Here is a 12,424-nt window from a genome sequence, read left to right as displayed (position 1 = left end):
TCCGGTAATTAGCGTTACGGAAGGATCTGTCAGCACAACCATCAGCCGGTTATGTTAGCGCATAACCGGTTTTTTATTATCAGTTAATAGATGAAATATTCATTGTTCTTTTTTTTGTAAGAAAGACGATGCACCAGACATATTGCATCGAGAATGTCGGTTAGTTTACGGCTGCCCGAAAAATCGCCGGATACCTGATAGCGTTGCGGCGACGGCGTTTTCATATATATCTTTACCCGGAAATGGTTTTCCAGTATTGCTACAACATCCTCCATTGACTGTTGATGGAACACCAGTACTTCATCCCACCATGCAGTAGTGACCCTGGCTGATTGTGAAAAAGTGTGAACGCTATTTTCTGCTGTGTTTATGGCTACTCCCTGCTCCCTTTGCAGAATAACACTGCTATCAGCTGCCTGTATTCCGGCGGAAACCTTTACCTTACCCGATTTCACGGCTATGCTTACACTGGCGGCACTATCGTACAACCGCACATTAAACGCGGTGCCTAGTACTGTAGTGGTGGTTTTACCGGCGTGCACTTTAAACGGGTTTCCGGAGTTACGTGTTACTTCAAAGAAAGCTTCACCTCCATCGAGAAATACCTCGCGGCTGTTTGTATCAAACGGCATGTTATAATGCAGGCTACTGGCCCGGTTCAGTATCACCAGCGTGCTGTCGGGCAGCATGATCTTTCTGATCGCGCGGGTAACGGGTACACGTACCCGGTATTGATTTACCGGAGCCTGCGTTGCAAGAGCAACAGGCGCATTTTTTTTATTGGTCAGGCGCCAGTAATAAACACCGGAAACACCCGCCAGCACTATAATAAGCACAGCAGCCACCCGCTGAAACCACACCGTAAGACGGCGAACAGATGGCTTCAGGTTCTTCTCATCTTCCTGTACAATTATATCCATTGATGGCTCCGGCTGCCGGTCGGCATAGGCTTCTGGGCTCCATTCATGTCCATTATGCGCTCTCAGGTGCTGCAACATTTCAGCACGCACCTGCTGCAGTTCCTCCCCGGCAAGATCCACGGGATTATCTTCCGTAGCTGCCAGCCATGCTTCAATCATGGCCTGATCTACGACACTGGCAGTACCTTCCAGATAACGTTCAACTATTTTCCTGAATTCGGATGTACTCATGCTATAGTGAAGCAATAAAATCCGGCTGCTGGTACCATTTTTATTTGTTAACTAAATGTTAAGGAAATAAAAAGCACAGGGGAGCAGCATGGGGATAACGGTGGCTTCTTTCAGGTGCTGACGCAGACGAAGCAGGGCTTTGGTTAATTGGTTTTTTACGGTTTGCTCCGATAGAACGAGCTCCCGGGCAATGACAGCAACAGTTTTATGTTGATGCCTGCTCATCAGGTATATTTCTTTCATTTTAGCGGGGAGGTGTGCTACAGCGTTGGCCAGTGCCAGCTGCAATGCTTTTTCATTCAGCAGGTCCATAGTATCCTGTCCGGCAGGCAATGTATCCTCTATTTCCTCTCCCATCGCCACATTCCTCGATTGTGCGATCCGTTTTAGCAATTCATATCTCACGGCAGTGAAAAGATAATTACGCAACGAAGCCGTCAACTCCAGTGTATGCCGGCGTTTCCATAGATTGATAAACACGTCCTGGACGGCATCCTTCGACTCGTCCTTATTTTTAAGGCGCTTATATGCAAAAAGAAAAAGCGGTTGCCAATACCGGTTATATAACACTTCATACGCAACGCCATTATCGGCAGCTATCAGTTGTAATAATTCGGCTTCGGCGAGATCTTCGTATTTCATTCCAGCAATAAAAATATGGACGGTGCAAATTAAACATCCGTATTAAGATAGTGTTTTATTTAATTGTTAAGGGAAGAATTAATAAAAAAGCCGTCCCAGTTATTGAGACGGCTTCCGTATTATTTTCTTCGTTCTTTAAAACAATTCTCCCTGCGTACCAGCCTGGCCTTCTTCGTTAGGATCCGGGTCTTCATCCTCAGACAGTAATTCAGCACTGATGAGGTCATCCCCTGCAATCCGCGTACCTACTGCTTTCCAGCCCGTCACTTCTGCGAATTCGGAGAGGTCCACTTCAGATTCTTCCGGACTACGCTTCTTGCCCGTTTTTAGCAATATCACCGGCTGTGTATGTGTGGTCACCAGCTCCAGGTAATTATTTGCGCCTTCTTTGATGAACGTAAACTTATTATTCAACGTTTGTGTTTCTATCCGGAAACGCTTCACGTTGAATTGCTTCTTGTCCGCATCAAAGTAAATAGCTGTTACTATCTTCTGGGAGTTGAACTTCTCAATGTATACCACATCTCCCGACTCATAACGGTTGGTAAGGTCGTAATTGGTGAGCTCATAGGTACCATTCTTGAACGCGACAAATATCTTATCCTCGCCTTCAAATGCACCGATGTATACACCACGCTCTTCCGTATTCAGGCGGCCGGTTTCAGTATCGTACCAGATCTTTTGTCCTGCCAGTGTGGATACTCCTTTCTCTTTGAATTTCACACTGCGGATCGGATATTTCGTCACCATATTCCCCATGGATGCACGACCTTTGATAGCGATCGTTTCGAAGAACATATCGAACTCCTTATTGCGCGCGTTGCAGTTGGGACTCAGCTTAATAGTCACCACTTCTGCTTCCCCATTAGGATTGGCGGAGAAGTAATGTACTTTGGAGTTCTTCTCTCCCTTATGTGCCAGGTCATATTCTTTATCGCGGGTAACACCGGTAACGTTGAAACGCTTCGCATAACTTACACCGGTCTTACCTTCTACATAAATCATGTTATAGGTGGTACGTTCATCATTCTTGCGGAAAACATCCACGTGAATGATGTCTTTACCAACAAAGGTTTTATCGGCTACTTTGGTCACCAGCATTTTACCATCTCTGCGGAAAACGATGATATTGTCGAGGTCGGAGCAATCTGCCACAAATTCATCTTTCTTCAATGAAGTACCAATGAAGCCATCGGCGCGGTTTACATAGATCTTTGTATTGGCGATCGCCACCTGCGCCACCTGGATGGTGTCGAAAGTTTTAATGATGGTTTTACGTTCGCGGCCTTTCCCGTACTTCTTCATCAGGCCTTCGTAATATTCCACCGTATAGTCGACCAGGTTAGCGAGGTTATTCTTCACATTCCTGATATCCCCTTCTATACCTTTGATCTGCTCATTCAGTTCATTGATATCTAACCGGTAAATACGGCGTACAGGCTTCTCCGTTAGTTTAACGATATCCTCACGGGTGATCTCCCGTTTGAATTGTTTCTTATACGGCGTAAATCCTTTATCGATCGCTGTCAGCACCGTTTCCCAGTCTTTATGCTTCTGCTCCAGCTCCTTATAAATACCTTTCTCGAAGAAGATCTTCTCCAGTGAAGTATAGTGTAACTTCTCCTGTAACTCTGCCAGTTTTATTTCCAGCTCCTGCTTCAGCAGGTCTTTGGTATAATCAACAGATGCTCTCAGCAGTTCAGATGCAGTGAGGAAATGTGGTTTATCTTCAATGATCACGCAGGCATTCGGAGAAATGGAAATTTCGCAATCAGTAAATGCGTATAGTGCATCAATAGTGATATCGGGAGAAATACCAGGCGCCAGTTGTACTTCAATTTCAACCTCTGCAGCAGTATTATCTACCACTTTCCTGATCTTTATTTTTCCGCTGTCGTTTGCTTTAACGATGCTTTCCATCAGCTGTGTGGTAGTGATACCATATGGTACATCTTTTACCAGCAGCGTTTTCTTATCTTTCTCTTCGATGTGTGCCCTTACCCTTACCTTACCACCGCGTTTACCATCATTATAGTTGGCCACGTCTACCATACCGCCGGTAGTAAAATCCGGGAACAGTTCAAATTTGCGGCCTCTGAGGTATTTAATGGAAGCGTCTATCAGTTCGCAGAAGTTATGTGGTAATATCTTGGTAGAAAGCCCCACAGCAATACCTTCTGCACCCTGTGCCAGTAACAGCGGGAACTTCATGGGTAATGCCACCGGCTCATTTTTACGGCCGTCGTAGCTAAGTTGCCAGGTAGTAGTTTTCGGATTGAAAGCTACGTCCAATGCAAATTTGGAAAGGCGTGCCTCGATGTACCTGGCAGCAGCAGCATCATCACCGGTTCTCACATCTCCCCAGTTACCCTGTGTATCGATGAGCAGGTCTTTCTGTCCGATGTTTACAATGGCATCGCTAATGGAAGCATCACCGTGCGGATGATACTGCATCGTTTGCCCGATAACGTTAGCCACCTTATTAAAGCGGCCATCGTCCATTTCTTTCATGGCGTGCAGAATACGACGCTGTACCGGCTTCAGCCCATCTTCCACGCTGGGTACCGCCCGCTCCAGGATTACGTAGGAAGCGTAATCCAGGAACCAGCTCTCATACATACCTCCAACGTGGATGACATTATGCAGAGACTCGTCTGATGTTTTATTTTCCATGTCCATGTATAGTGACTTACGATTTTACATTAATCATTTTCTCGAACTCCTCCCTCCAGATGCGCACGCTGTCGCGCTGCACATCTTCCAGTGAATTCAGTTCTATAAAGCAGCAATCGGTGATGGCAATCATCTGATGCCAGACGTTGACCGGGATTTCGATCCTTGCAGGCGCCGGTACTTCCACCACTTCAATGTTGTTTCCTCCCAGGGGACACCAGTGGATGGCCACTTTACCGGTAAACAGATAGAGTATTTCGGGGTTTTTATTAGCGCTGATGCCTTCATGGTAGTGTTGTCCGCTGCTGCTGCCGGCATTCCTGTAGCAAAGCAGGAAATTACCGCTGCGGCTGCAATCCCAGGTATAGCCGCTGCCACGGTCATCTGCGCCAATCATTTCCAGGGATGTTACTTTTATCATACGTTTTCGCTTGTGGGAGTTTCCGTATTTTCTCCGGGTAATTTCACCTCAAAATCACGAATGGTTTTCAACTCGCCCCTGCTTTCCAGTTTCCCTTCACGAATCAGCTCTTTCAACCTCCAGCCCAGGAACTGGTCCATCACAGGATATTTCAGTTTTCCGGTTACCTGCTGCACTACTTTCCAGGCCTTCCCAAATTCTTTTCCGCTCTGTACCAACAGTTCCTTATCATAAAACAGCGTTGGCTCCCCTTTGATTTTCTTCCCTCCTTCCAGTAAACGGATACCGGCATTTTCATTCATCAGGCGATGCCATTCATCCCCATCCAGCTCATACTCTGCCAGAGATATCGGCCGGGCCAGTTTCCTGGCTTTCAGGAATTCTTTAGGCAAAATCTGATGGAGATGGGTAGGATAAAAAACCGCTCCCTTTTCATTCAGAAAAGGCAGGTTATTGAGGTAAATGATGTGTATACGTCCTGCGAAATCGTACAGCTGACTTACCAGCCAATAGTAGCCACACACGTCCCGCGCATTCTGGCCGGCCCATATCCATATTTCCAGTTCCGCATCTTCCTTCAGCCGCGCTTTCAGCGCTTTGAACCGGTCTGCATCATCAGGGGCTTCTTCCAATGCTTCCTGTACCGGCGGTGCTGCTGCATCCGCCATCTCATTTTCGTTGGCGGCTACCGGCAAAGGCGCTGTACCCGCCAGTTGCTGCCAGAATAATTTGCGGTTATCCCGGCCTTCTTTGGTGTCCAATATAAAAAGCGGCCCTACCGACAGGTCATCTTCAAAACAAAGGATATCCCCTGTCATCTTCTCCTCCATTCCTATTGCCTCTGCCAGTACCGGCACCGACGCTTCTCCGAAAACAATATGTGTTAAGCCCATATTTTACTCTGCTGTTTCTGTTTCTTCAACCAGGTCTTTCTCTAACCGCAGGTTGTTGATAATAAACTCCTGGCGGGTCTGGGTGTTTTTACCCATATAGTATTCCAGCAATTTCTGGATATGAATGTCGTTCGACAGAATGATCGGCTCCCGGCGCATGTCGTCACCGATAAAACGGCCAAATTCATCCGGAGAGATCTCTCCCAACCCTTTAAAGCGGGTGATTTCCGGCTTATTACCCAGTTTCCTAACTGCCTTTTGTTTTTCTTCTTCGGTATAACAATATATAGTGGTTTGTTTATTCCGTACACGGAACAACGGTGTTTCCAGTATATATACGTGTCCGTTCTTTACCAGATCCGGGAAGAACTGCAGGAAGAAAGTCAGCAGCAACAGGCGGATGTGCATACCGTCCACATCAGCATCTGTAGCGATAACGATATTATGATAGCGGAGGCCATCCATACCTTCTTCTATGTTCAGGGCATGTTGCAGCAGGTTGAATTCTTCGTTTTCGTATACAATCTTTTTAGTAAGACCAAAACTATTCAGCGGCTTACCGCGTAAGCTGAACACCGCCTGGGTTTCCACGTTGCGGGATTTGGTGATAGATCCGCTGGCAGAGTCTCCCTCAGTAATGAATATAGTAGATTCCTTGCGACGGGCTTCCTGCTCAGCTTTATCTTTTCCGACCAGCTCATCGTTCAGATGCAGACGGCAATCGCGAAGTTTACGGTTGTGCAGGTTGGCTTTCTTAGCTCTTTCATTCGCCAGCTTCTTGATACCTGCCAGCTCCTTACGTTCACGCTCACTCTGTTCGATACGCTTTTTCAACGCATCTGCTATAGCCGGATTACGGTGCAGGTAATCGTCGAGGTGCTTGGAGAGAAACTCCAGCACAAAGTTTTTCACGGAAGGACCGCCTTCATAGACCACCTGGGAACCGAGCTTCGTTTTAGTTTGTGATTCAAACACCGGCTCCTGTACCCTGATCGACACTGCCGCGCAGATAGAAGCCCTGATGTCGGTAGCTTCATAATCTTTCTTATAAAAATCACGCACAGTTTTTACAAATGCTTCGCGGAAAGCGGCCAGATGCGTACCTCCCTGCGTAGTATGCTGACCATTTACAAACGAATAATACTCTTCTCCATACTGGCTTTCATGGGTGATAGCCACTTCAATATCTTCTCCCTTTAGATGTATAATAGGATAGCGAAGATCTTCCTCGTTGGTTTTACGTTGCAGAAGATCCAGCAAACCATTCTTCGACAAATATTTTTTCCCGTTGAAATTCACTGTCAGACCGGCATTCAGGAAACAATAGTTCCAGATCTGATTCTCCAGGAATTCCGGGATAAAGCGGTAGTTTTTAAATACGGTATCATCCGGCGTGAAAGTCACCAGTGTACCATTCGGCTCAGTAGTAGCCGTTTCTTTATGCTCCTTCACCAATACCCCCCGCTCAAACTCAGCAGCTTTCATACGGCCGTCACGAACAGACTGTACCCGGAAAGCACTGGATAACGCATTCACTGCTTTGGTACCCACCCCGTTCAGCCCCACGGACTTCTGGAAAGCCTTGCTGTCGTACTTCGCACCCGTGTTGATCTTACTCACCACATCCACTACCTTTCCCAGCGGAATACCACGGCCGTAATCACGTACAGTTACATGATGTTCAGTTACTTTAATATCGATCTGCTTACCAAATCCCATGGTATGCTCATCAATACAGTTATCCGTGACCTCCTTCAGCAGGATGTAAATACCATCATCCATACTCGATCCATCTCCAAGCTTACCGATATACATACCAGGCCGGAGGCGGATATGCTCCCGCCAGTCCAGCGACCGTATGGAGTCCTCCGTATAGGAAGCAAATAGATCCTTATTATCCGTTTTGTCCGCGTTTGCCATATATTAAAGTTTCCTAAATACTATTATTACCGGGGTTAATAATTTTGCTGCAAGGATACTAAATCTTTTAGCAAAATCCGATTGCTGGCAAAAATAAAGGATTCGGACAATCAACCCAAGTATAAGTTATACACTATGCTTATAATTTTGTATTTCAGTATTTTAAGAAAGTAAAAAATTATATTTTCTGCACCGGAACTCCCGCTTGCATTACATTTCGATCCATTTCTGAAAATATTTTCTGAAAAATCCAATATAAAATAAAACGTATATCAAAAAATTATCTATATTTACGTAAGTCAACTTTTCAGAAAATCCTAACCTATGTCCTTATGAAAATACTATTTCTATTCCTGCTCATTCTAATTTTTATAGGCGCCGTAATAGCTATGTACCTTGTTAAAAAAGAACAAGACAACCGCATTGGAAATAAATTCCTGCATCTTATCAGGAAATTTGATTCCTGGCAGATGATGAGATGAGCGCGCGAAAAATTACGAATTAAAAAATTACAAATTAAAGCAAAGACTTAATCGGAAGAATTGAAGAATGGAGGATTGGAAATCGGAACAAAGAATATTAATGGCAGACATCAATAGTATGTTGCCATCCTGTTATTTATTTAACCATATTATCCCTATCCCTATGAAAGCCGGTTTACTGTTTAAGCTTGCCTGTATGATGATTGCCGCAGTTGTACTGCTGGTACACCGTTTTAAAAGAATCCTGAACTAAGCATAAGACATGAAGAACTAATGCGAAGACATTACCGGATCCGATAAAATCTTCGCATTAGTTCTTCATTCTTTATGTTCGATGCTGAATGCTACCTGTTATAGTATTTATTCACTGCATCCGTTCTGCTACGTACATGCAACTTCTCGTAAATGTTGTGTACATGGCGTCTTACGGTTTCAATGCTGATGAATAAATTGCTGGCTATTTCTTTGTACAGATAACCTTTGGAGAGTTGATCAAGTATTTCCTTTTCTCTCGTTGTCAGTGCTTCGAGTGCAGGATTAGGTTTAGCTTGTTTCTGGAAAAAAGCAACTACTCTTCTCGCAATCTGCGAGCTCATGGGAGAACCACCATCATATAAATCCCGTATCGCTTCGAGCAATTCACCAGGAGAAGTCTTCTTCAGAATATATCCGCTGGCGCCAGCTTCCAATGCCATGAAAATTTTATCGTCATCTTCGTAGACTGTCAGCATCATAAATTGCATATCCGGATGGTCCCGCTTTAACTGCGCAATGCATTCAATGCCGTTCATTCCGCCCGGCAGGTTAAAGTCCATCAATACCACGTTCGGCATCAATTGAGGGATCTGCTCCACAGCAGTTTCGGCATTATTGAATGTCCCAACACAGGCGTATCCGTCAGAACCATTAATCAGCAATTCCATCGCCGTGCGGATATCATGATTGTCTTCCACTATCGCAATGGTGATAGTGTCCATGTTATCCTGGGACTTCTTCTTTGAGTATACCGTCATGTTTGTAAACTATTATAACACTTAGATGTTATTAAAAACAAATGTATGTCAATTTAGCGGGATATCGAGAAAAACTATTGTTCCATTGTTAGAGGTGATATCCGCATTTCCTCCTACTGCCATCATCCTTTTCTGAATATTTTTCAACCCGTTGCCAAACAGTCTTACCTTCTCCTGGTCGAAACCTTTTCCGTTATCCTTGATCATAATCGTCATGTTCCGATGCACCTTTACTTCCACCATTACTTCGGTAGCATTGGCATGTTTCACCACATTATGCAACGATTCCTTCACAGCCAGATAAATGTTACGTCTTGTTCCACCACTCAGCTTGATGTTCGGGATCGTTTCCGGTATGTAGAACTGATGCGAGATATGCGCGTGCTCCAGAAATTCTGCTGCAAAACTTCTCATATAAGCGATCAGGTTAGCCAGCGAATCATTCGATGAATTCATCGCCCAGATGATCTCACTCATCTTGTCCACCATCTCTCCTGCCGTTTCCGAAATACGCTCTATCTCACGCGTCTGTGAAGGATCTTTTATTTTCCGTTTCGCCACTTCACTCAGCAAACGAATGGTCGATAACCCGGAGCCCAGGTCGTCATGCATATCAGATGAAATGCGCGCCCGCTCCTGATCTACCGCCTGCTCCTTTTCCAGCTTTAGCTTTTCATGCCGGATTTTGTAATCGAGATACAACGTGGAAAAATAATACGCTATTCCCAACAACAGCAATAATAACAGAAAACGGAACCAGAGCGATTGCCAGAAAGGTATTTTGATAACGATCTCCAGGGTGGTGGGTGTCTTACTCCAGATATAATCATTATTTGATCCGCGCACTTTAAATACATAAGTTCCAGGATGCAGATTCGTATAACGCGCCATCCTGAAGGTACCCGCCTGTATCCAGTCTTCGTCAGCCCCTTCCAGCTTGTACTGCACCCTGTTCTTCAAAGGATTGGTATACTCCAGTGGTACAAATTCAATAGCAATCGTATTCTGATTATACGGCAATTCTACTTTCTTTAGCAATGAGATGGCGGTGTCCGATTCATAAGGTTTATCCAACACTTCCATTCTCCGGATAACTACTTTTGTATTCGACAAATTATCCCGGAAATTCTTCGGATAAAAACCATTCACGCCGCGTATACCACCGAAAAATAGTTCACCGTCTATAGACTTGTAAAATGCACCGGTATTAAATTCGTTCGATTGTAATCCATCTTCATAGTTATAAGTAGCAATCTCTCCGGTGAGCGGGTTAATCTGCGATAATCCTTTATTGTGACTCACCCAGATTTTGTCTTTATCATCCAGCAAAACGCCATACATGTAGTCGTTGATCAACTTCGGGTTATCATAACTATTGTAATGCTGCCTGATCTTATTCCCTTCGTCGATGATAAACAATCCTTTATTCGTTGCTACCAGCACTTCTTTATGTGCATTCTTATTAATCGATTTCACCGCCGTGCCCGGAGGAAGACCAACATATTTCCAACGCGCATCTGCTACCTTCTTTATATACAACGCTGATTTTGTGCCTACATACTGGTTACCTACGTAGTCTTCAAAATACGCGGTCAGCAATTCATCTGTAAAGTAATGTACTACCGATACCTCATATCCGTTGTGTGAACTGTTAAACATCAGCAGATAAGCCCCGTAATTGAAATACAATTCACCATTGGGCCGCTTGAACAATAATGGAAACGGATCCGTCTGTGCCGGTAGTCCCAACGCCTTTACCTTACCCGTCAGATCCTGAAAGTTTTTTGTCTGCACATTGAACAGCCCAATATGCATATCCGAAAAATGCAACCATAAATGATCTGCATTTTCGCGACAAATAGATCCCAGGTCATTGGCCGGGAATTTTCCCGGGTATAGCTCATTGGAGATTCGTTCCAGGAACTTTCCCCCGTCTCCATATACATTCAACCCATCGCGCATAAGGCCTACATACAACTTCCCATCGTCGTGCTTGTAAACCGCCTGCACCATATTGTGGGTGATGTAGGGCGACCGGTAAAGATTAAATACTTTTTTATGGGGAGAATATTTTTTCAGCCCGTCTCCATCTGTACCTACCCACATGTTATCGGCACCATCCCGGAATAAACAAACAACATTGTTAAATGACCTCGTCTCAAACGTATTAAAACTCACAATATGCCGCAATATTTCATTCCGCGTGATACTGTAAATCAGTATACCATCATTGCCGCCTATCCATACATTACCATACTGGTCCAGCTCGACCACAGCAGGCACAAATGGCTCCCCTTTTTCATTCCGGATATCAAATGCCAGGTCGCTGAATTTATTTCGCTGTTTGTTAAAGATGATAATATGGCCCTGACTGACTACAATCAGCGAATCCTTATTAAGACTTCTCACCAAAGGGTTCGTGCTTACACCGGGCAAACAATAAGTGGACAGTCGCAGGTTCTTCGTATTCAACGCCAATAACTCTCCCGATTCTCCACTCATCCAGATATTATTCCCTTCCTTCATCATGGTACCCGGCAATATCCCTTTCTGACTGAATTGCGGCGGATAAAGGATGAGCCGGCGTTGCGCATAGGTAGTATTATCCAGCACATACAGCCCCTTCATTGGTCGCCATACCCAAAGGGAATTGCTGCTGGTATCTTCTCCCAGGATCACAAATTTTACATTACTATCTCTCTCCCGGGCATTTACAATCGTGGTATCTTCCAGGAGTGATCTGAAGTTATTCCGATACTTATCGTATACACTGATGCCATTATTATGCGCCAGCAAAAGCTGGCCCTTGCTGTCGGTATAAAAAGAAAAACCTTTATACCCCCTGAGTGCAAAACGGTTGATCACTGCCCTGTTACCCGTAGCACCCCGGGGTACCAGTTCCCCGGTACCGCCTCCTGCCCTGTAAAATGAGCTTGGATTATAACGGTATTCATTGAATGTGTATCCATCAAAACGGTTGATGCCATCTCTGGTTGCAATCCACATAAACCCTTGATCATCACGGGTTATATCGAATACTGTACTTTGGGAAAGGCCTTCATTTACACTGTAACTATCGAATATATAGGGTTTGTCCTGTGCAAACAGCGCTCCTGAAGTAAGCGCTAAAATGCAGTACAAGACGAACATTTTAAATCGATGCGGTTGATGCACTATTTTACAGTTATGAAGTAAGCAGGTTAGGTAATCTGCAAATATATAAATCTGC

8 protein-coding genes are annotated in these 12,424 nt (G+C 44.7%); all 8 read right to left on the bottom strand.

The genetic code is table 11. From position 1 onward, the window contains the following. Window positions 1-83 precede the first annotated feature (83 nt). Entirely contained in the window at window positions 84-1,151 is a 1,068-nt protein-coding gene (locus UNH61_RS08900) for a FecR domain-containing protein (protein WP_326991733.1), read from the bottom strand. Window positions 1,152-1,202: 51 nt separating this feature from the next. After that, complete coding sequence (locus tag UNH61_RS08895) at window positions 1,203-1,793, bottom strand: sigma-70 family RNA polymerase sigma factor (RefSeq protein WP_326991732.1); 591 nt, start codon at window positions 1,791-1,793, stop codon at window positions 1,203-1,205. Between the two features lie 135 nt (window positions 1,794-1,928). After that, complete coding sequence (locus tag UNH61_RS08890; RefSeq protein WP_339070847.1) at window positions 1,929-4,466, bottom strand: DNA gyrase/topoisomerase IV subunit A; 2,538 nt, start codon at window positions 4,464-4,466, stop codon at window positions 1,929-1,931. A 16-nt stretch (window positions 4,467-4,482) separates the two neighbouring features. Further along, a complete protein-coding gene (locus UNH61_RS08885; RefSeq protein WP_326991730.1) occupies window positions 4,483-4,887 on the bottom strand; it encodes a hypothetical protein in 405 nt (134 codons plus the stop codon). Then, window positions 4,884-5,780 (bottom strand): DUF1835 domain-containing protein, encoded by an 897-nt coding sequence (locus UNH61_RS08880; RefSeq protein WP_326991729.1) that lies wholly within the window; start codon window positions 5,778-5,780, stop codon window positions 4,884-4,886. The genes UNH61_RS08885 and UNH61_RS08880 overlap by 4 nt, the downstream gene beginning before the upstream one ends. Before the next feature lie 3 nt (window positions 5,781-5,783). After that, on the bottom strand, window positions 5,784-7,700 hold the full coding sequence (locus tag UNH61_RS08875; RefSeq protein ID WP_326991728.1) for a DNA topoisomerase IV subunit B: 1,917 nt from the start codon (window positions 7,698-7,700) through the stop codon (window positions 5,784-5,786). Between the two features lie 826 nt (window positions 7,701-8,526). Beyond that, complete coding sequence (locus UNH61_RS08870) at window positions 8,527-9,195, bottom strand: response regulator transcription factor (RefSeq protein WP_145669627.1); 669 nt, start codon at window positions 9,193-9,195, stop codon at window positions 8,527-8,529. A gap of 48 nt (window positions 9,196-9,243) precedes the next feature. After that, the gene (locus UNH61_RS08865; RefSeq protein WP_326991727.1) at window positions 9,244-12,336 is read right to left on the bottom strand and encodes a triple tyrosine motif-containing protein; all 3,093 of its coding nucleotides are present in this window, start codon (window positions 12,334-12,336) and stop codon (window positions 9,244-9,246) included. Between the last annotated feature and the right edge of the window lie 88 nt (window positions 12,337-12,424).

It is taken from the genome of Chitinophaga sp. 180180018-3 (assembly GCF_037893185.1).
GTDB lineage: Bacteria > Bacteroidota > Bacteroidia > Chitinophagales > Chitinophagaceae > Chitinophaga.
The sequence above is the reverse complement of the archived record's forward strand: the minus strand, read 5'-3'. Positions and strand labels throughout refer to the sequence as shown.